This is a genomic window from Streptomyces sp. NPDC005533 (assembly GCF_042871845.1).
GTDB lineage: Bacteria > Actinomycetota > Actinomycetes > Streptomycetales > Streptomycetaceae > Streptomyces.
In genome coordinates, this window is sequence record NZ_JBIAJH010000026.1 from 59,257 (window position 1) to 79,859 (window position 20,603).

Consider the following 20,603-nt stretch of genomic DNA (forward strand, 5'->3'; position numbering starts at 1 on the left):
GAAGTCAGGTAGTCCTGAAGCTACTTCATGACGTCCGCGGATGACTTCCTGAGGTGCCGCCACGACCTGGCCCGCTACCTCACGAAGTCGCATACCAGCGCTTTGACGCACGCCCCGGGCGCGGCCAGTGTGGGGGACGCCAACGACAACAGGCGGCGCCTGGAGGAATTCGTGAGCAGAAAGATTCTGGTCATTGTCTCCGAACACGGTTACTGGGCCGAGGAACTGATAGGCCCCGTGTCGAAGTTCGACGAGCGGGGCTACGAGGTCGTATTCGCCACGCCGACCGGAAAGCGTGCACACGCTCTTCCGCCGAGCCTCGACGCGAACTACATCGACCCCCCGCTGGGACGCTCGGTCACCACCGAGGAGAACGCCCGGCTGGGGCGGGAGTTCGAGCAGTCGAGCCGACTGGACTCGCCGCTCGACATCGAGGCGTGGGTCCCCGAGCGCCCGTACACGAGCGACGAGGGCTACCTGCGCAAGCTGGAGCAGTACCACCGGGATCTGGACAAGCTCGACGCCGACATCGCGGACTACGACGCGATCCTCGTCGTCGGCGGCAGCGGCCCGATCGCGGACCTCGCCAACAACGAGCGCGTGCACGCCCTGATCCTGGCCTTCAAGAAGGCCGGCAAGGTCGTGGCCGCGGAGTGCTACGGGGTCGCCTGCCTGGCCTTCGCCCGCGACTGGAGCGACCGCAGGAGCATCATCTGGGGCAAGCACGTGACCGGCCACTGCAAGGAGTACGACTACAAGGACGGCACCGGATTCCTCGGTACCGATTTCAACATGGGGCCGCCGCCGTATCCGCTGGAGTACATCCTGCGCGACGCGACGGGACCGCGCGGCGCGTACCACGGGAACTTCGGCAAGCCGGTCTCGGTGATCGTCGACTTCCCCTTCGTCACCGGACGTTCCACCCCCGACTCCTATCTCACGGGGCAGAAGATCGTGGAAGTCCTGGAGGACGGTCTCACCCGATACGGCTGGTGATCCCGGAAGTCGCGGACCAGCCGCAGGGAAGTCGGAGAGCAGAGGGGGAATTCATGGAAGCCACTCCCGGACGGGAAAGGCTGATCGAGCAGTTCAAGGCCGACGGTCTGAATGTGATGTTCGGAAATCCGGGGACGGTGGAACAGGGATTCCTCGACGCGGTGGACGCGGCGGAGGACTTCACCTACATCCTCGCCCTCCAGGAAACCGTCGCCGCCGGCATCGCCGACGGGTACGCCCGGGCGACCGGCGGCGCGGCCCTGCTCCAACTGCACTCCGGAGTGGGGCTGGGCAACGGAATCGGGATGCTCTACCAGTCGCTGCGCGGCCACACCCCGCTCGTCGTGGTCGCCGGTGACGCCGGGGTGCGCTACGACGCCATGGACGCGCAGATGGCGTCCGACCTGGTGGCGATGGCCAAGCCGGTGACCAAGTACGCGACGCGGGTCACCGACCGGCACTCCGTGCTCCGCACCGTCCGGCGCGCCGTGAAGATCGCGCTCACCCCGCCCCGGGGGCCCGTGTTCGTGGCGCTGCCGATGGACGTGCTGGACGAGCTCAACTCCGAGCCGGTCCTGCCGGCCACGGTGCCCCTCACGGACGTGGCGCCCTCGCCGGCGTCGGTGGGACGGGCGGCCGAGCTGCTCGCCACGGCGCAGCGGCCGGTGGTCCTCGTCGGAGACGGGGTCTCGCTCTCCGGGGCGCAGAACGAGCTCGCCGCCGTCGCCGAGCTGCTGGGCGCCGACGTGTACGAGGTCGACTCGTCCGAGGTGAACATCGCGGCCTCGCACCCGCTGCGGCGCGGACAGACGGGTCACATGTTCGGTCCGCACAGCAAGGAGCTGGTCGGGGACGCGGACGGGGTGCTGATCGTCGGCACCTACGTCTTCCCGGAGGTGTTCCCCGAGCTGGAGAGCCCCTTCCGGGCCGGCGCCAAGGTCGTCCACATCGACCTCAACGCCTACGAGATCGCCAAGAACCATCCGGTGGACCTGGGCCTGGCCGCCGACCCCCGGCAGGCGCTGCGCGCGCTGGCCGGGGTACTGGACCGGTTGCTCACCCCGCAGCAGCGGGCGGCGGCGGCCTCCCGGCTCGACGTACGCACCCGGGAGCGGGCCCGCGAGGCGCAGGTGGCCACGGACGACGGATCGCCGATGGCCGTCTTCCTGAAGACCCTGGCCGAGCGCACCGGCGGGGACCTGATCGTCTTCGACGAGGCGCTGACGACCTCACCGCTGGTCACGCGGTTCCTGCCGGCGGAGCGCCCCGGCGACTACCACCTCACCCGGGGCGGTTCGCTCGGGGTGGGCTTCCCCGGAGCGGTCGGCGCCAAGCTGGCCCGCCCGGACCGGCTCGTCGTCGGCTTCGCGGGCGACGGCGGGTCGATGTACACCTACCAGGCGTTGTGGACGGCCGCCCGGCACGGCATCGACGCCAAGTTCGTGGTCTGCAACAACCGCAAGTACCGGCTGCTGGACGACAACATCGCCGAGTACTGGCGGGAGCGGGACATCCCGGCGCACGAGTACCCGGGCTCCTTCGACCTCTCGCACCCCGAGATCGACTTCGCCGGGCTGGCCCGGTCGCTCGGCGCCGGCGGGATGCGGGTGGAGAAGCCGGACGAGGCGGTCTCCGCCGTGGGCCGGATGCTGTCCCACCCCGGACCCTTCCTCGTCGACGTCCAGATCTGACAGCCGACAGCCATCCGACGCAAGTCCCAGCACGGACAGGAGGAGACCGCATGCCCGCCGAGCGGCAGCTGACCGAGGACGCGATCCGCAGTTTCGCCGAGAAGTGGTACGTGGCGCTGGACCGGCACGTGGGGGCGGCCGAGGTGCTCGCCCTGATCACCGAGGACCTGGAGTTCAAGGTCCCCGAGGACACCTTCCTCGGACACGAGGGCTTCGGACGCTGGTACGAGGCCGTCACCCACCGCTTCTTCGACGAGGTGCACACGGTCACGAAGGTGGAGCCCGTCATCGAGGGCGACCGGGCGGTCGTGCGGGTCCTCGTCAACTGGCAGGCCAAGATCTGGAACCCGCCGGCCGCCCGCAGCGAGTGGCTCGGCTTCGAAGCCGATCAGACGTGGACCGTGGTCGCCGGTCCGGACGGACCGCTGATCAAGCAGTACACCGTCAACGACCTGGCACCGATGCCCGGTTCCGGCTCGCTCTGACCGCCCGCGAAGGAGAAGCGACCATGACCGAAGTGACGCAGGAGCGGGTGCGGGCGGCCTACGCCGCCCTCGGCTCCGGCGACCGGGCGCGCATCCTGGAGTACTACTCCGAGGACCTGCGCTGGCTGGTGCCGGGCAACCACCCGCTGGCCGGCTGGTACGAGAGCCTGGACGCCTTCCTGGAGCTGATGGGGCAGACCCACAAGCTCACGGGCGGCACCTTCCGGATGGACCTGGAGGCGGTCCTCGTCGGCGAGGACTGTTCCGCGGACGTGTGCCGCAACGTCGCCCTGCGGGCCGGCGCGGCCGAGACGAGCGGGTCCCCGTACGAGCGGATGGACTACCCGGTCTTCCACTACATGCGCTGGCAGGACGGCCGGATCGTCGAGGGCCGCGACGGGCTCTTCGGGGACTCGGCAGCCGCCTTCAGCCAGTTCTGGGCGCCGTTCGCGCCGGACGGAACCCGCAGGGACCGATAGGGGATGAGCGCGATGGACGCACGACAGATCCTTCAGAAGTACTACGAGTACGCCAACGCCGGGGACTGGGACCGCTGGTGCGACCTGTTCGCCGACGACCAGGTCATGGACGAGCAGCTGGCCGGCCACATCGAGGGACTCGACGTCCTGCGCTCGATGATGAAGGGCATGGGCACGATGTACCGGGTCTTCCGCAACGAGCCCGTGCACTTCCTCGTCGACGGGGAGAAGGCCGCGGCCGTCTCGCACCTGACCGCGGTCAGCGCCTCGGGCGAGCCCATCGAGGCCGAGGTCATGAACTTCTTCCGGATCGTGGACGGAAAGATCGCCTACATGGCGAACTACCACGACACGGTTCCCTTCCAGGTGCTGAGCCAGGGCTGAGGGGGATCCGTGAGCGCGGAAGAGTACGACTACATCGTCGTGGGATCCGGCACCGCGGGCAGTGTCCTCGCGGCCCGGCTCTCCGAGGACCCGGACGTCTCCGTCCTCGTCCTGGAGGCGGGCGGCTCCAGGATCCCGCCCGAAGTGGACGACCCGTCCTCCTGGTACAAGCTCCTCGGCGGTCCCGTGGACTGGGGCTACACCAGCACTCCGCAGCCCGGCCTGGACGGCCGCCGCACGTACGAACCGCGCGGCAAGGCCCCGGGCGGCAGCAGCAACCTCTACATCATGATGCACATCCGGGGCCACGCCTCGGACTTCGACAACTGGGCCTACCAGGGCGCGGCCGGCTGGGCGTACGAGGACGTGCTCCCGTACTTCGCCCTGCTGGAGGGCCAGGAGGACGCCACCGCCGCCACCACCGGCACCCGGGGTCCGCAGCGGATCACCCACGCCGGGCGGCACGGCCCCAACCCGGTCTCCCGGGCCTTCATCGACGCCGCCGTCGAGCTGGGCCACGAGGAGATCGCCGACTTCAACACCGACGGGCCCCGGCGCGGCCTGTTCGGCACCGGATGGCACCACATCGACGTGGCCGACGGCCGCCGCCAGGGCGTGCTGGCCGCCTATCTGGAGCCCGCGCTCGGCCGGCCGAACCTGACCCTGCGCACCAACGCGCAGAGCACCCGGCTGCTCTTCGACGGGGACACCTGCACGGGCGTCGAGTACGCCCAGCTCCGGGCCCCCGCCGAGTTTCCCGGCCGGACCGTGGGCGACGGGCACAGCAGCGCCGCGGAACCCGGGCCGCACATCGTACGGGCCCGCCGCGAGGTGATCGTGGCGGCCGGGGCGATCGAGTCCCCGAAGCTGCTGCTGCTCTCCGGCATCGGCCACCCCGAGCAGCTGCGCGAGCACGGCATCGAGGTCACCGCGGCCCTGCCCGGGGTCGGCGAGAACTTCCACAACCACGTCCTGACCGGGCTGATGGCGGAGGTCACCCAGGAGCTCCCGCCGCCGGCGCAGAACCTCTCCGAGAGCGCTCTTTTCCTGTCCTCGCGCCCCGGACTGCCGGCCCCCGACCTGCAGATCGCCTTCGTCCACGTGCCCTTCGACGTGATCGTCGGCCAGGACCACCCGCACACGGTGTCCATCCTGCCCGGAGTCGTACGGCCGGTCTCGCGCGGCTGGATCAGGCTGGCGAGCGCCGACCCGCTGGCCCACCCGCTGATCAACCCCAACTACCTGGGTGACCGCTGGGACCTGGAGCGGATGGTCCAGGGGATCAAGCTGGCCCGGGAGATCTTCGCGACCTCGGCCTTCTCGCCCTGGTACAAGCAGGAGCTCCAGCCCGGCCCCGGCTACGCCTCCGACGAGGACCTGCGGACCTTCGCGAAGCAGAAGTCCGAGAGCTACCACCACCAGGCCGGCTCCTGCCGCATGGGCATCGACGACCTCTCCGTCGTCGACCCCGAGCTGCGGGTGCACGGCGTACGGAACCTGCGCGTCGTCGACGCCAGCGTGATGCCCGCGGTCCCGTCGGGCAACTGCCACACCGCCATCGCGATGATCGCCGAGCGCGCGGCGGACTTCCTGAGGGGGACCTCCCGTGCCTGATGCCGTCCTGCGCGAGGGCGCGCTGTCCGGGACCCGGATCGCGGTCCTGGTCGAGAGCGACTACTACGAGCCGGAGATCTTCTACTACCAGCACCGGTTCGCGGAGGAGGGCGCCGAGGTCGACTTCCTGACCCGGCTGTGGGGCAACGACTCCATCACCTTCTCCGGCCACGAGTACCGGGCGCCGTTCACCGCCGACAAGTCCCTGGAGGGGCTGAGCGACGAGGAGCTGCGCCGGTACGCGGCGATCATCGTGCCCTCGGGCATGGTGGCCGACCGGCTGCGCTACACCGAGGACGTGGACGTGCTGGCTCCGGCGACGGAGCTGCTGCGGCGGGCCTTCGAGGAGCCGACGGTCCTCAAGGGGATCATCTGCCACGGCATGTGGCTGGCCGCTTCGATCCCCGACAAGATCCAGGGCCGCAAGGTGGTCTGCCACAACAACCTCATCGGCGACGTCCGCAACATGGGCGCCGAGTACGTCAACGAGGACGTGGTGGTCGACGGGGACCTGGTCACCGGCCGCACCGGAGCCCACCACCACCTCTTCGCCCGCCGGATCATCGAGCTGATCGCGGCCGGGCGGGGCCGGGGGGCGGCCTGATGGCCGGCCCGGTCTGGTCGCACGTGGGCCTCAACTGCGTGGACCAGAAGACCACCGAGGAGTTCTACACCCGCTACTTCGGTTTCTCCCGGGCCCGGGTGGTCGACCTCGGGGAGTCGCAGATCGTGTTCCTGCGCAAGGGGGACGCGTACCTCGAACTCTTCGCGGCGGACACCGAGCCGGCCCGGCCCGCTCACGACGACGGGCCGCAGGCCCCGGGCCGGATGCGCCATCTGGCCTTCCAGACCGACAGCGTGGACGCGTTCCTGGCCGAGCTGGGCGACGCGGCCGAAGTGACCCTGGGGCCGCTGGACTTCGACGACTTCATCTGCGGCTGGCGGACCGTGTGGGTCCGCGATCCCGACGGGGTGATCGTCGAGGTCAGCCAGGGATATGAGGACGACCGCTCTCACGACCGCTCTCACGAGGGCTCTCACGACAAGGACGGTGCTTGACATGGCGGACGCCGTGAGCTTCTCCTTCTCCGACACCATCGCCGGCTACGTCGAACGCTTCGACTCCGGGTCGCGCGTGCTGCGTCTGAAGACCTCCGACGGGCGCGGGTTCGACGTCTCGCTCGCCGGCGACCCCAGCGCCGAGCTGGTCCGCAACCTGGACGAGCCCTACATCGACGCCTCCGGACACATCGACGAGATGCTCTCGCCGGGCCGGTTCCTCTTCGTCTACGGAATCCACTACCCGGAGCACGGCGGGCGGTTCGACGCCAAGCGGCTGGTCTTCCTGGGCCGCGGCGCCGAGGACTTCCGCTTCGAGGAGCCCAGCTGGTGGATCAAGCAGATCGAGTCGCTGGCCGACTTCTACAAGCGCGCCCAGTTCGGCGACGGGCCGGTGGACTTCACCGAGTACCGCACCGAGATCCGGCTCGGCGGCGACAAGACCGCCAGCCACGTGCAGGAGACGGACACGATCTCCCGCCTGGTCTACGGCATGGCCTCGGCCTACCTGCTGACCGGCAAGGACGAGTACCTGGAGGTCGCCGAGCGCGGCACCGAGTACCTGCGCAAGCACATGCGGGTCGTGGACAGCGAGGAGGACGTGGTCTTCTGGTACCACGGCATCAGCGTCGACGGGGACAGCGAGCGCAAGCTGTTCACCTCGGAGTTCTCCGACGACTACGACGCGATCCCGATGTACGAGCAGATCTACGCGCTGGCCGGCCCCATCCAGACGTACCGGGTCACCGGTGACGTCCGGATCAAGAACGACGCGGACGCCACCATCCGGCTGTTCGACAAGTTCTTCTTCGACCCGGAGCAGGGCGGCTACTACTCGCACATCGACCCGATCCTGTTCAGCGCCGACCACGAGTCCCTCGGCGAGAACGCCGAGCGCAAGAACTGGAACTCGGTCGGCGACCACGCGCCCGCCTACCTCATCAACCTGTACCTGGCGACGGGGGAGCAGAAGTACGCCGACTTCCTCGAGTACACCTTCGACACCATCGCGGACAAGTTCCCGGACTACAAGAACAGCCCCTTCGTCCAGGAGCGCTTCTTCCGCGACTGGTCGCACGACACCGCCCACAGCTGGCAGCAGAACCGCGCGGTGGTCGGCCACAACCTGAAGATCGCCTGGAACCTGATGCGGATGAACTCGCTGAAGGCCAAGCCGGCGTACGAGGACCTCGCCAAGAAGATCGGCGAGATCATGCCGGCGGTCGGCAGCGACCTGCAGCGCGGCGGCTGGTACGACGTCGTCGAGCGGATCAAGTCCGGGGACGAGGAGACGTATCGTTTCGCCTGGCACGACCGCAAGGCCTGGTGGCAGCAGGAGCAGGCGATCCTCGCCTACCTCATCCTGAACGGCACGGTCGGCGGCGAGGCGAACCTGCGCGAGGCCCGGCAGGCGCAGGCCTTCTACAACACCTTCTTCCTCGACCACGACGAGGGCGCCGTCTACTTCAACGTGCTCGCCAGCGGTACGCCGTACCTGCTCGGCACCGAGCGCCTCAAGGGCAGCCACTCGATGTCCATGTACCACTCGGCGGAGCTCTGCTACCTCTCCGCCGTCTACAACAACCTGCTCGTCAACGGCCGGGAGATGGACTTCCACTTCCAGCCCGACCCGACCAACCTACCCGACCGCGTCCTGCGGGTCTCGCCCGACCTGCTCCCGGCCGGCTCGGTGCGGATCGCGTCCGTGGAGATCGACGAGAAGCCGTACGAGGAGTTCGACGCGGACGAGCTGACCGTGCACCTCCCCGACGTCCAGGGCCGGGTGAAGGTCAAGGTCCGGCTGCGGCCGACGGCAAAGAAGTAGCGCTCAACGGGGGGCGCCCCAACCAGAGGGGAAGGCAATGACTCTCAACGTCAAGGAACGCCGGAACAAGACGGGCACCGTGCTCGTCGCCACCGGTGAGATCAACAGCGAGACGTCCGGTTCGCTGCTCCAGGCCCTGCTGCCGCTCGTCCGCGAGGGCAAGCCGCTGAAGATCGACCTCACGGCCGTCACCTACGTCTCCAGCGCGGGCCTGCGCACGCTGCTCGTCGTCTACCGCGAGGCGCAGCACGCCGGCGTCGCCGTCACCCTCTACGGGGTGAGTGAGGAAGTCCGGTTCGTCATGTCGGCCACCGGATTCCTCGACTTCTTCGAGACCGGCGAGGCCGTCGCGGCCGCCGCCAAGGCCAAGGCCGCGCGATGACCGAGACCCGGTCCGAGCAGGTCCTGCGCGTCGACGCGTACCCGACCCACGAGGTGGGCGGGTACCGCGTCCGCGCCGGCAAACCGTTCCCCTTCGGGGCCAACGTGGTCCCCGGCGGGGTCAGCTTCTCCGTCTTCTCCGACCAGGCCACCTCCATGACGCTGGTCATCTACAAGCGCGGAGAGCCCGAACCGATGGCCGAACTGGAGTTCCCGGAGGAATTCCGCACCGGCAGCGTGTTCGCCATGACCGTCTTCGGCCTCGACCACGAGAACATCGAGTACGGGTACCGGGCCGACGGCCCCTACGACCCGGTCACCGGCCACCGCTTCGACGCCCGGCAGGTCCTCTCCGACCCGTACGCCCGGCTGATCGCCGGCCGTGACGTGTGGGGCGTGGAGCCGGACTACAGCCGCGGCTACCAGTACCGCTCCCGCGTCTGCCTCCAGGACTTCGACTGGGGCGACGACACACCGCTGGGCATCCCCGCCGAGGACCTCGTCGTCTACGAGGCCCACGTGCGCGGCTTCACCCGGCACCCCAACTCGCAGGTCACCGCGCCCGGCACCTTCGCCGGGCTGCGCGAGAAGATCCCGTACCTCAAGGAACTCGGCGTCAACTGCATCGAGCTCCTGCCGGTGTTCGAGTTCGACGAGAGCGACAACCCGCGCACCAATCCCGAGACGGGCGAGCGGCTCTTCGACTACTGGGGCTACAACACCGTCTCCTTCTTCGCCCCCAAGGCCGGCTACGCGGCCACCGGGCGGTACGGGATGCAGGGCGACGAGTTCCGGACGCTGATCAAGGACCTGCACGCGGCCGGCATCGAGGTCATCCTCGACGTCGTCTTCAACCACACCGCCGAGGGCAACGAGCAGGGCCCGACGATCTCCTTCAAGGGGCTCGACAACGCCACGTACTACATGCTCACGCCCGAGGGGTACTACTTCAACTTCAGCGGCACCGGCAACACGGTCAACTGCAACCACCCCGTCGTGCGCAACTACGTGCTCGACTGCCTGCGCCACTGGGTCGCCGACTACCACGTCGACGGCTTCCGCTTCGACCTCGCGGCCATCCTCGGCCGGGCCCTGGACGGCACCCCGCTGCCCAACCCGCCGCTGCTGGAACTGCTCGCCTACGACCCCGTCCTGCGGCACACCAAGCTCATCGCCGAGGCCTGGGACGCCGGCGGCCTCTACGAGGTCGGCAACTTCCCGGCGTACGGCCGCTGGGCGGAGTGGAACGGGAAGTACCGCGACACCGTGCGCCGCTTCCTCAAGGGCGACGCCGGCGTCACCGGCGAACTGGCCACCCGCATCGCCGGCTCCCCGGACCTGTACTCCAGCCGCGGCACCGCGGCCTCGGTCAACTTCCTGACCGCGCACGACGGCTTCACCCTCGCCGACCTGGTGTCCTACAACGACAAGCACAACGACGCCAACGGCGAGAACAACAACGACGGCGCCAACGACAACAACAGCTGGAACTGCGGCGCCGAGGGGCCCACCGACGACCCCGGGATCAACGCGCTGCGGACGCGGCAGATGAAGAACGCCCTCGCCATCCTCTTCACCAGCCAGGGCATCCCGATGCTGCTGTCCGGCGACGAGGTCGCGCGCACCCAGCAGGGCAACAACAACACGTACTGCCAGGACAACGAACTCTCCTGGTTCGACTGGGACCAGGTCGACCAGAACGCCGAACTGCTCCGGTTCACGCGGGAGATGATCGCCTTCCGCAAGCACCACCGCGAGCTGCGTTCCACCGCGCACCCCACCGGACAGGTCCGCGAGCACCTGGGCCTGCCGGACATCAGCTGGCACGGGGAGCGGGCCTGGCAGCCCGACTGGTCGTCCGAGAGCCGGCTGATCGCCGTGGCCCGCTGCGGCACCGGGGACGACGACGTGGTGTACGTGGCCATGAACGCGCACTGGGAGTCGCACGACCTGGAACTGCCCGCCCTGCCGGGAGGCCGGAGCTGGCACCTGTTCGCCGACACCGGGGCCGAGGCACCGCACGACATCCGCACCCCCGGCGGCGAGCAGGAACTGGACAACGCCGGGAAGTACCTGATCGGCCCGCGCTCGGTCGTGATCCTGGTGGGCCGGACCAACACCCCGCTTTCCGAGACGACTGAGATGCTGTGACCGAAGGAGACCTGACATGCCGCTTTCCGTGTCCCTGAGCATCGAGGGCGACACCACCGTCATCGAGCTGACGGGCGAGCTGGACGCCAAGACCGCGCCGGACTTCCACCAGACCATCGAGAAGGCCGCCGGGCACGGCACCAGCACCGTCGAGATCAGGATGGCCGGCGTGGGCTACATGGCCAGCGCCGGACTGCGCTCCCTGGTCTTCGCCCAGCAGAAGGTCGCGAACGACGTCACCATCAAGGTGGTCGGTGCCATCGAGCCCGTGTCCCGGACCATCCGGACGGCCGGTCTCGACAGGAGCATCGTCCTCTCCGATGAGTGACCACCGTGACTGAGATGGCCGAACTGGCGCGGACGTCCTCCCTCCTGGAGGTGCCCGCGACGGTGGGGGCACTGGGCGAGATCGCCGCGTTCGTCCTGCGGCTGGCCGGCCGCGCGGGCCTGGACAAGAGGGCCACGTACCGGATCCGGCTGGCCGTGGACGAACTGGCCACGAACATCGTGATGCACGGGTACCGGGGCGGTGGCGGACGGATCACCGTCCGCGGCCGCTCCGGCCCGGGCCGGGTGCAGATCACCATCGAAGACGCCGCACCCGCCTTCGACCCCGTCGAAGGCCGTCTGCCGCCCGCCCCCGGGGTCCCCCCGGAGGACCGGCGGATCGGCGGCCTCGGCATCCACCTGGCGCTGACCAGTGTGGACGAGTTCAGCTACGCGCACCGGGACGGCCGCAACATCAGCACGCTGACTGTGAAGGCGGAGGAGACGGACCGATGCCCTCCACGACCGTGATCATCCTCGATGCGTACCCGTCACCGCCGCCCGAGCTCCTGCGGGCACTGCGGATCATGGACGCGGAACTCGTCCCCCGTACGCTGACGGAGCTGCTCGCAGGGCCGCTGGAACTGCTGCCCGTCGCGGACGTGCTGCTGGCTCCGGCCGAGTCCGACGGGGAGTCCGTCCGGACCGCCGTGCGCCGGCTGCGCCGCTGGGCCGGCGCGCCCATCGTGGTCGTCTGGACCGTGACGGAGTTCGCCGCCCTGGAGGCGCACGTCCGGATCGGGCACGACTACCTCGTACCACCCTTCCTGCCCGCCCTCGTCGGGGCCCGGCTGCACAGCTGCTCGGAGCGCGCCGGACTCGGCCGCACCCTGCGGGAGGCCGACGCCCGCGCCGAACTCATGGGCTACGAGAAGGAACTGGAGATCGGCCGGGAGATCCAGGCGGGCTTCCTGCCCGAATCGCTGCCCGTACCGGCGGGCTGGGAGATCGACGTGCGCTTCCGGCCCGCCCGCCAGGTCGCCGGTGACTTCTACGACGTCTTCGAGATATCCCGCGGCCGCCGGCTGGCGTTCGTCGTCGCCGACGTCTGCGACAAGGGGGTCGGCGCCGCGCTGTTCATGGCGCTCATCCGCTCCCTGCTCCGGCACACCGCGCAGAACAGCGGCCTCCAGCACCTGGTCGCCGCCGGACGCGCCGGAGGCAGCCGGCGCATCCCGGTCGTCGGCGCCACACCGCTGCTCAACGCGGTCACCGCCACCAACGGCTACCTCACCCGCAACCACCTGCGGCAGGGCTACTTCGCCACCCTGTTCTTCGGGGTGCTGGACCCGCTCACCGGCAGCCTCGTCTACATCAACGGCGGCCACAACCCGCCCCTGCTGCTGCCCGCAGACGGCAGCCCGCCCCGGGCCCTGGACGTCACCGGCCCGGCCGTCGGGGTCCTGCCCGAGGTCGTCTACACCCTCGGCTACGCCCAGCTGGACCCGGGCGACACCCTCTTCGCCTTCACCGACGGAGTGCCCGAGGCCCGCTGCCCGAACGGCAGTTTCCTCGGCGACGAACGCATGCTGGAACTGCTCGCGGGCCCGCCGGTGAGCGGCAAGGACGTGGTCGACAGGATGGACCTGGCGGTGCTGGAGCACACCGGCACCGCGGAACAGCACGACGACGTCACCATGCTGGCCCTGCACCGGCCACGCGCGGCGCGGGGGCCGCACGCGGACGGTACCGGTCACCGGGTGGTGGCCTAGATGGCCCGCACCATCGTGGTGCACTCGCACCGCGGTGGCACCGGGAAGTCCTCGGTACTGGCGAACCTCGCGCTGCTGATCGCGGCCGGGGGGCGCCGGGTGGGACTGGTGGACACCGACATCCAGTCACCCACCCTGGACCTGCTGTTCCGGCTCGGCCCCGGCGCCTCCCTGGCCGACTACCTCCTCGGCCGCTGCGAGATCGAGACCACCGCCCAGCAGGCGGGCGTGCCCGGGCTGTACGTCGTACCGGCCCGGACCGGGACGGCCGCCCTGCGCGAGATCATGACCAGCGGCTACGACGTGGGGCTGCTGCCGGAGGGCTTCGACAGGCTCGCCGAGCACTACGCGCTCGACGTGCTGCTGCTCGACACCCACGCCGGACTCAACAACGAGTCGGTGACCGCCATGGCGAGCGCCGACGTACTGATGATCATGGCCCGGGCGGACCGGATCGACCTGTCCGGGGTCGAGGAGACCATCGCCCTCGCCGGCCGGCTGACCTGCCGGCGGACCGTGGTGCTGAGCATGGCCCCCGAGGGCACGGACCGGGACCGGGCCCGGCGGCGCGCCGAGGAGGTCTACGGGGCGCCGCTGGCCGGAATCCTTCCGTACTCGCCGGAAATGGCGGCGCTGTACGGGGAACGCATATTCGCAGACGCCCACCCCGACCACCCCTTGGTCGGTGAATTCCGCACCATCATCTCGGCGTTGGACGCACGTGACGAAGTATCGCGTGCCTGACGTCACCCCCTTACGCCCCTTGCGGGGGGCGTGTTGAATCGGCAGCGAATCCAGAACAAGGAGAGAATCATGAAGATTCTCGTCGTCATGACGGCCAAGGCCACACTGCATCTGCTGGACGGCGAACAGCATCCCTCGGGATTCTGGGCCGAGGAATTCGTCGTGCCCTTCACGCTCTTCAAGGCGGCGGGCCACGACGTGGACGTGGCGACGATCGCGGGCCGCGCGCCCACGGTCGACCAGACGAGCATCGACCCGCAGTTCCTCCAGTGGGTCCGCCCCCAGGGTTCGCCGGACGAGGACGCGGCCAACGCCGCCGAGTACGTCCGCGTCATCGGGGAAACCCCCCAGCTGAGAGCGCCCCTCGCGCTGGAGGACCTCACCGAGAAGGACATCGCCGACTACGACGGCGTGTACGTCAGCGGCGGTCACGGAGCCATCGGCGACCTCCCCAAGTCCGACGAGCTCGCCCAGATCCTGCGCTGGGTCATCGCCCAGGACAAGCCGCTCGCCACCGTCTGCCACGGCCACACCTCGCTGCTCGCGCTGCGCGACGGCGAAGGCCGCTGGCCGTTCGAGGGCTACCGGATGACGGCCTTCTCGCACAGCGAGGAACTGGTCACCAACATGGCCGGCCGGCTCCCGCTGATCCTGGAGGTCGAGCTCACCCGGCTCGGCGCGCGCTACGAGAAGGCCGAAGCGATCTGGGACTCGCACGTGGTCGTGGACCGCAAGCTGACGACCGGCCAGAACCCCTACTCCTCCAAGGCCCTCGCCGAGACCTTCTTACGGCAGCTCGCGAAGGGCTAGAACCGCCCCGCACCCGACACCGGAAGGCAGCCATGACCAAGCGTGAGCTGAGCGGCCAGCCCCTCGCGAACCCCGGGAAACTGTTCATCGGCGGCAAATGGGTCCCGGCCCGGGACGACCGTACCGAACCGGACATCAGCCCCGTGGACGGGCAGGAGATCGTGCCGGTGGCCCAGGCCGCCGCCGCCGACGCGGACGCGGCCGTCGCCGCCGCCCGCACGGCGTACGAGGAAGGCCCGTGGAGCAGACTGTCCGCCCAGGAACGCGCGCTGCGCCTCAACCGGGTCGGTGAGCTCATCGAGCGCGACCTGGAGGAGATCGCCCTGCTGGAGACCGTGGACATGGGCAAGCCGTTCGCCTTCTCCAGCACGGTCGACGCCCCCATGGCCGCTCAGCTCATGCACTACTACGCCGGCGCCGTGACCCGGGTCGACGGCTCCTCCCGGGCCCCGGCCGGCGGCCAGCTCGCCTACACCCTGCGCGAACCGCTGGGCGTGGTCTGCGCCATCACCCCGTTCAACTTCCCGCTGCTGCTGTCCATGACGAAGATCGCGCCGGCCCTGGCGGCGGGCAACACGGTGGTCCACAAGCCCTCCCCGGCCACCCCGCTCACCGCCCTGAAGATCGCCGAGCTCTTCCAGGAGGCGGAGATCCCGGACGGCGTGCTGAACGTGATCACCGGTCCCGGCGTGGAACTGGGGGAGACCCTCACCGACCACCCGGACATCGACAAGATCGCCTTCACCGGCTCCACCGTGGTCGGCCAGTCGATCATCCGCAAGGCCGCCGGCACCCTGAAGAAGGTGACGATGGAGCTCGGCGGCAAGTCCGCCAACATCGTCTTCGCCGACGCCGACCTCGACGCCGCCGAGGAACTGGCCTTCTTCGGCATCTACTACAACAAGGGCGAGATCTGCACCGCCGGCTCCCGGCTGCTCCTGCACCGCCCCATCCACGACGAGATGGTCGAACGCCTCGTCCGCCGGGCCGCCGCCCTCAAGCCCGGCGACCCGCGCGACCCGGCCACCCTCTTCGGGCCGCTGGCCCACCGCGGCCAGTTCGACAAGGTCAGCTCCTACATCGAGGTGGGGGAGAAGGAAGGCGCCGTGCTGCGCACCGGCGGCACCGGCTGGACCCCCGAGGGCGCCTCCAGCCAGGGCCTGTACTTCCTGCCCACCGTCTTCACCGGCGTCGACAACGGCATGCGGATCGCCCAGGAGGAGATCTTCGGCCCGGTCCTGTCGATCATCCCCTTCGACACCGAGGAGGACGCCGTACGCATCGCCAACGACAGCGCGTACGGCCTCGCCGCCGGCGTCCACACCAAGGACCTCCGACGCGCCCACCGGGTCGCCTCGCAGATCAAGGCCGGCACGGTCTGGGTCAACTGCTACAACCAGTACGACCCCTCCGTGCCCTACGGCGGCTACAAGGCCTCCGGATACGGCCGCGAGTGCGGCCCCGAGTCCCTGGAGAGCTACACCCAGACCAAGTCGGTCTGGATCGGCATGGACTGAGACCCCCCTTCCCGAAGGAGCGGCAATGCGCACAGGCGTCATCGGCACCGGGCGGATCGGCTCCACCCTGGCCAGGATCCTGGTGGCGGCGGGCCACCAGGTCGTCCTCGCCAACGCCCGGGGCCCGCAGACCCTCGGCCCGCTCGTGGCCGAGCTGGGACGGGCGGCCTCGGCGGCGCACCCCGTCGAGGCCGCCGGCCAGGCCGAACTCCTGGTGCTGATGGTGCCCTTCGACAGCGTCCGGGGGCTGCTCCCGCCGCGCGTCGTGCAGGACAAGGTGCTGGTGGACGCCACCAACGCGTTCGGCGGCCCCGCCGCGCCCGCCGACCTCGGCGGGCGCGGCTCCAGCGACCTGGTCGCCGAGTGGTACCCCGGGGCCCAGGTCGTGAAATCCCTGAACACCATGCATTTCGAAACGCTCGCCGTCGCCGGGACCGCATCCGGAGAGCGCCTGGCGCATTACACGGCCGGCGACGACGTGAAAGCGAAGGAAATCGTCGCGGGAATCATCGCGGATCTGGGATTCGCGCCCGTGGACACCGGCCCGTTGCACTCCGGAGGAATTCTCCAGCAGCCCGGCGGGCCCCTCTTCAACCGGCCGCTCACGGAAGCGCAGGCGCTGGCATGGATATCACACTGAATGTGAACGGAAGACCGGAGCAGTTCTCGGCGGAGCCGAACGAACTGCTTGTGGAACGGCTCCGCGACGGCCTCGGACTGACCGGCACCAAAGTCGGCTGCGACACCGGGCAGTGCGGCTCGTGCGTCGTCCGGCTCGACGGCAGGTCCGTCAAGAGCTGCCTGGTCCTCACGGCCTCGGCCGCCGGCAGTGAGGTGGCCACCATCGAGGGCGTCACCACCCCCGGCGGTGAGCTGACCGGCCTCCAGGAGGCACTGCGCCAGGAGCACGGCACCCAGTGCGGCTTCTGCACCCCCGGCATGGTCATGGCGCTCGGCGAACTCGTCGACACCACCGCCGGCGGCGAGGCCCCCACCGAGCCCGAGATCCGCGAGTGGCTCACCGGGAACCTGTGCCGCTGCACCGGCTACCACAGCGTCGTACGGGGAGTGCAGCGCGCCTGCGCGGCCGCCCGCGCCGAAGAGCCCGGGGCCCTCTCCGCGGCCGGCGCCGCCGCCGCGCCCGCCGCTGCCGGACAGGAGGTGTGAGGGACATGACCGCAGTGACGGGGGACGCCCCTGCCGTGGGAGGCGGAGTGCTCGGGCAGCCGCTGGACAGCCGCGAGGACCCGCAGCTGCTGCGCGGCGAGGCGACGTACGTGGCGGACATCGACCTGCCGGGCACCGCCCACATGGCCATCCTGGGCAGCCCGGTCGCCCACGCGAGGATCCTCTCCATCGAGACGAAGGCCGCGGAACAGCTGCCCGGCGTGCTGAAGGTGGCCACCGCCGCCGACTTCACCGACGTGATGCCGCTGCCCTGCATCTGGATACCCGGCGGGGTGGAGAGCCACTTCCCGCCCCACCCCTACGGACTTCCCGGCGCCCGCCCGGTCCTCACCGGCGACGCCGTGCGGCACGTCGGCGACCCGATCGCCGTGGTCGTCGCCGAGACCCCGCGCCAGGCCGCCGCGGCGCTCGCCGCCATCGTCGTCGCGTACGAGCCGCTGCCCGTGGTCACCCGGGCCGACGAGGCGCTCGCCGAGGGCGCGCCCCAGCTGCACGAGGCGGTCCCCGGCAACCTGAACGCGTACTGGACCTGCGGCGACAAGGACCGCACCGACGCGGCCATCGCCGAGGCAGAGGTCACCGTCGAGCTCGACCTGGTCAACCAGCGCACCATCAACAGCCCCATCGAGCCCCGCGGCGCCGTCGGCGACTTCAACGCCGCCACCGGCGAGTACACGCTCTACGCCTCGACCCAGGGCCCGCACAACCACCGCTTCCTGCTCTCCGCGCTGGTCCTCGGCATCCCCTTCAACAAGCTCCGGGTGATCGCCCCGACCGTCGGCGGCAGCTTCGGCACCAAGGGCTACCTCTACCCCGACATGGCGCTGGTCCTGCTGCTCTCCAAGGCGCTGGGCCGCCCGGTGAAGTGGGTGGACACCCGCACCGGCCTGATGAACTCCACCGTCCAGGGCCGCGACCACCGCCAGCACGTCACCCTCGCTGGCACCCGTGACGGCCGCATCACCGCCGTGCGCGCCACCAGCTACGCCAACCTCGGCGCGTACCCCTCGACCATCGGCCCCGGTGTCGCCACCGCCCTGATGGGCCGCTCCATCAGCGGCATGTACGACATCGACGCCGCCTTCTGCGAGGTCTACGCCGCCTTCACCAACACCGTCCCGCTCGGCGCCCAGCGCGGCAGCGGGCGGGCCGAGGCCGCCTTCCTCATGGAGCGCCTGGTCGACCGGTACGCCGCCGAGATCGGCATGGACCCGGCGGCCGTACGGCGCAGGAACCTGGTGCCGAAGGAGAAGTTCCCGTACGACAACGGTCTGGGCTGGACCTACGACTCCGGGAACTACGAGCTGAACTTCGACCGGGCGATCGAGCTGTCCGGCTACGCCGACATGCCCGCCCGCAAGGCCGAGGCCCGCACCCGCGGCAAGCGCCTCGGCGTCGGCCTCGCCACCTACGTCGCGATCTGCGGGGTCGGCCCCTCCACCCGGATGTCCCAGGAGGGCATGCTCGGCGGCACCTGGGAGAGCGCGAACATCCGCGTCCACCCGACCGGCGAGGTCACCGTCACGGTGGGCTCCGCCTCCACCGGCCAGAGCCACGGCACCGTCTTCGCGATGGTCGCCGCCGACGAGCTCGGCATCGACCCGGACACGATCCAGGTCCTCGAGGGCGACACCCAGAAGGCCCCGTACGGGCAGGGCACCTACGGTTCGCGCTCCTACAGCATGGCCGCCCCCGCCGTCGCCCTCACCGCCCGCAAGATCAAGGCCAAGCTGGTGAAGGCCGGCGCCGTGTTCCTGAACGTCCCCGAGGAGAAGGTCGTCTACGAGGGCGGCAAGGTCCACGAGGAGGGCAACCCGGAGAACACCAAGACCTTCGCCGAGCTGGCCATGGCCATGTGGTACGGCTGGGGGCTGCCCCCGGAGATCGAGCCGGCCCTCGACGAGACCACCCACTTCGACCCGCCGGACTTCAACTACCCCTTCGGGACGCACGTCGCGGTCGTCGAGATCGACGAACTGACCGGCGAGACCGAGGTCGTGGCCTACACGGCCGTCGACGACGCCGGGAACATCGGCAACCCGAAGATCGTCCACGGGCAGATCGAGGGCAGCATCGTGCACGGCCTCGGCCAGGCCCTCATGGAGGCCGCCGAATACGACGAGAACGGGCTGCTCGTCAGCTCCGACCTCAACCACTACGCCCTGCCGCGCGCCGCCGACGTGCCGTTCTTCGCGCTCGACAAGACCGTCACGCCCAGCCCGCACAACCCGCTCGGCGCCAAGGGCGCCGGCGAGATCGCCACCGTCCCGCCCGCCGCGGCCGTCGTCAACGCCGTCGTCGACGCCCTCTCCGACCTGGGCGTCCGGCACATCGACATGCCGCTCACCCCCGAGAAGGTCTGGCGCCGCCTGAGAGGGGAATCCCAGTGATCCTCACCGATTTCGACTACGTCCGGCCCGCCGGCCTCGACGAGGCCCTGGCCCTGCTGACCGGGACGCGCGAAGCCCGGATCCTGGCCGGCGGACAGAGCCTCCTGCCCGACCTGCGCACGGGCGCCGACCACGCCCGCCTGCTGGTCGACATCAGGCGGCTCGCGGAACTGCGGGGCATCCGGCGCGAGCCCGAAGGGGGGCGGCTGCGGATCGGCGCCCTCACCACCCTCGCCGAACTCGCCGCGGACCCGCTGGTGCTCGCCGAGGCACCCGAACTGGCCGCCGCGGCCCGCGCCAACGGCGACCCCCAGGTCCGCAACCTCGGCACCGTCGGCGGCAACCTCGCCGCCTCCGGCCGGCCCACCGACCTGCCGGTCGCCGCGATCGCCGCGGACGCCGAGGTCGAACTGGCCGGTCCCGACGGGCGGTCGGTCCTGCCGGCTGAGGAGTTCGCGGCCGCCGGCGCACCCGCGTCCGCGGTGCTCACCGCCCTGCTGGTGCCCGCCGCCGGCCGGGCCGCCGCCTTCGAGAAGACCGCCGACCGGGCCACCCGCTACCCGGTGTGCGCCACGGCCGTACGAATCACTCCCGGCGGGCCGCGCGTCGCCGTCACCGGAGCCACCTCCCGCGCGCTGCGGCTGCGCGGGGTCGAAGACCGCCTGCGCGGGGGCCCGTACAGCACCGACGCCGTACTCGCGGCCTTCCGCGCCGAGCCCCGGGAGCTGTTCGTACCCGGGCGCGGCACCTCGGCCGAGTACCTCGGCCACATCGCGGGGGTACTGACGGCCCGAGCCTTGCAGAGGGCCGAGCAGGCACTCGCCTGATCGCCCATCACGGGGCCCGGGCA

General features: G+C 70.3%; 21 protein-coding genes. All 21 read left to right on the plus strand.

From position 1 onward, the window contains the following. The first annotated feature begins 171 nt into the window (after positions 1-171). The 21 genes from ACFYP3_RS24885 (at position 172) to ACFYP3_RS24985 (ending at position 20,580) form a co-directional block, all read left to right on the plus strand. Entirely contained in the window at positions 172-996 is an 825-nt protein-coding gene (locus ACFYP3_RS24885; RefSeq protein WP_388836455.1) for a type 1 glutamine amidotransferase domain-containing protein, read from the plus strand. 53 nt (positions 997-1,049) lie between these two features. Beyond that, on the plus strand, positions 1,050-2,687 hold the full coding sequence (locus ACFYP3_RS24890) for a thiamine pyrophosphate-binding protein (RefSeq protein WP_388836458.1): 1,638 nt from the start codon (positions 1,050-1,052) through the stop codon (positions 2,685-2,687). 50 nt (positions 2,688-2,737) lie between these two features. Next, positions 2,738-3,172, plus strand: a complete 435-nt coding sequence (locus ACFYP3_RS24895) for a nuclear transport factor 2 family protein (RefSeq protein WP_388836461.1) — start codon at positions 2,738-2,740, stop codon at positions 3,170-3,172. 23 nt (positions 3,173-3,195) lie between these two features. Beyond that, positions 3,196-3,651 carry a nuclear transport factor 2 family protein gene (locus tag ACFYP3_RS24900; RefSeq protein ID WP_351297091.1) on the plus strand — a complete coding sequence of 152 codons (456 nt, stop codon included), beginning with the start codon at positions 3,196-3,198 and terminating at the stop codon, positions 3,649-3,651. Between the two features lie 12 nt (positions 3,652-3,663). After that, positions 3,664-4,035 (plus strand): nuclear transport factor 2 family protein, encoded by a 372-nt coding sequence (locus ACFYP3_RS24905; RefSeq protein ID WP_388836464.1) that lies wholly within the window; start codon positions 3,664-3,666, stop codon positions 4,033-4,035. A gap of 9 nt (positions 4,036-4,044) precedes the next feature. Beyond that, positions 4,045-5,649 (plus strand): GMC family oxidoreductase, encoded by a 1,605-nt coding sequence (locus ACFYP3_RS24910; RefSeq protein ID WP_388836467.1) that lies wholly within the window; start codon positions 4,045-4,047, stop codon positions 5,647-5,649. Beyond that, on the plus strand, positions 5,642-6,253 hold the full coding sequence (locus tag ACFYP3_RS24915; RefSeq protein ID WP_388836469.1) for a DJ-1/PfpI family protein: 612 nt from the start codon (positions 5,642-5,644) through the stop codon (positions 6,251-6,253). Before ACFYP3_RS24910 ends, ACFYP3_RS24915 begins: the two co-directional genes overlap by 8 nt. After that, entirely contained in the window at positions 6,253-6,708 is a 456-nt protein-coding gene (locus tag ACFYP3_RS24920) for a VOC family protein (RefSeq protein ID WP_388836472.1), read from the plus strand. The genes ACFYP3_RS24915 and ACFYP3_RS24920 overlap by 1 nt, the downstream gene beginning before the upstream one ends. Before the next feature lies 1 nt (position 6,709). Beyond that, positions 6,710-8,533, plus strand: coding sequence for an AGE family epimerase/isomerase (locus ACFYP3_RS24925; RefSeq protein WP_388836475.1), 1,824 nt, complete (start codon positions 6,710-6,712; stop codon positions 8,531-8,533). Positions 8,534-8,570: 37 nt separating this feature from the next. Then, on the plus strand, positions 8,571-8,915 hold the full coding sequence (locus ACFYP3_RS24930) for an STAS domain-containing protein (RefSeq protein ID WP_319722283.1): 345 nt from the start codon (positions 8,571-8,573) through the stop codon (positions 8,913-8,915). Continuing rightward, a complete protein-coding gene (glgX, locus tag ACFYP3_RS24935; protein WP_388836478.1) occupies positions 8,912-11,065 on the plus strand; it encodes a glycogen debranching protein GlgX in 2,154 nt (717 codons plus the stop codon). Before ACFYP3_RS24930 ends, glgX begins: the two co-directional genes overlap by 4 nt. A gap of 16 nt (positions 11,066-11,081) precedes the next feature. Further along, positions 11,082-11,393, plus strand: a complete 312-nt coding sequence (locus tag ACFYP3_RS24940) for an STAS domain-containing protein (RefSeq protein WP_351297106.1) — start codon at positions 11,082-11,084, stop codon at positions 11,391-11,393. Beyond that, a complete protein-coding gene (locus ACFYP3_RS24945; RefSeq protein ID WP_388836481.1) occupies positions 11,390-11,863 on the plus strand; it encodes an ATP-binding protein in 474 nt (157 codons plus the stop codon). The genes ACFYP3_RS24940 and ACFYP3_RS24945 overlap by 4 nt, the downstream gene beginning before the upstream one ends. Then, on the plus strand, positions 11,845-13,104 hold the full coding sequence (locus ACFYP3_RS24950; RefSeq protein ID WP_388836484.1) for a PP2C family protein-serine/threonine phosphatase: 1,260 nt from the start codon (positions 11,845-11,847) through the stop codon (positions 13,102-13,104). Before ACFYP3_RS24945 ends, ACFYP3_RS24950 begins: the two co-directional genes overlap by 19 nt. Next, positions 13,105-13,848: an AAA family ATPase gene (locus ACFYP3_RS24955; RefSeq protein WP_388836487.1), complete on the plus strand. Its 744-nt coding sequence runs from the start codon at positions 13,105-13,107 to the stop codon at positions 13,846-13,848. 69 nt (positions 13,849-13,917) lie between these two features. Continuing rightward, positions 13,918-14,658 carry a type 1 glutamine amidotransferase domain-containing protein gene (locus tag ACFYP3_RS24960; protein ID WP_376618641.1) on the plus strand — a complete coding sequence of 247 codons (741 nt, stop codon included), beginning with the start codon at positions 13,918-13,920 and terminating at the stop codon, positions 14,656-14,658. A gap of 32 nt (positions 14,659-14,690) precedes the next feature. Further along, the gene (locus ACFYP3_RS24965) at positions 14,691-16,175 is read left to right on the plus strand and encodes an aldehyde dehydrogenase family protein (RefSeq protein ID WP_388836490.1); all 1,485 of its coding nucleotides are present in this window, start codon (positions 14,691-14,693) and stop codon (positions 16,173-16,175) included. A gap of 25 nt (positions 16,176-16,200) precedes the next feature. Continuing rightward, entirely contained in the window at positions 16,201-16,815 is a 615-nt protein-coding gene (locus ACFYP3_RS24970; protein ID WP_388836493.1) for an NADPH-dependent F420 reductase, read from the plus strand. After that, positions 16,812-17,342 (plus strand): (2Fe-2S)-binding protein, encoded by a 531-nt coding sequence (locus tag ACFYP3_RS24975; protein ID WP_388836560.1) that lies wholly within the window; start codon positions 16,812-16,814, stop codon positions 17,340-17,342. The genes ACFYP3_RS24970 and ACFYP3_RS24975 overlap by 4 nt, the downstream gene beginning before the upstream one ends. A gap of 5 nt (positions 17,343-17,347) precedes the next feature. Beyond that, a complete protein-coding gene (locus ACFYP3_RS24980) occupies positions 17,348-19,753 on the plus strand; it encodes a xanthine dehydrogenase family protein molybdopterin-binding subunit (RefSeq protein ID WP_388836496.1) in 2,406 nt (801 codons plus the stop codon). After that, positions 19,750-20,580, plus strand: coding sequence for an FAD binding domain-containing protein (locus ACFYP3_RS24985; protein ID WP_388836498.1), 831 nt, complete (start codon positions 19,750-19,752; stop codon positions 20,578-20,580). Before ACFYP3_RS24980 ends, ACFYP3_RS24985 begins: the two co-directional genes overlap by 4 nt. The last annotated feature ends 23 nt before the right edge of the window (positions 20,581-20,603 follow it).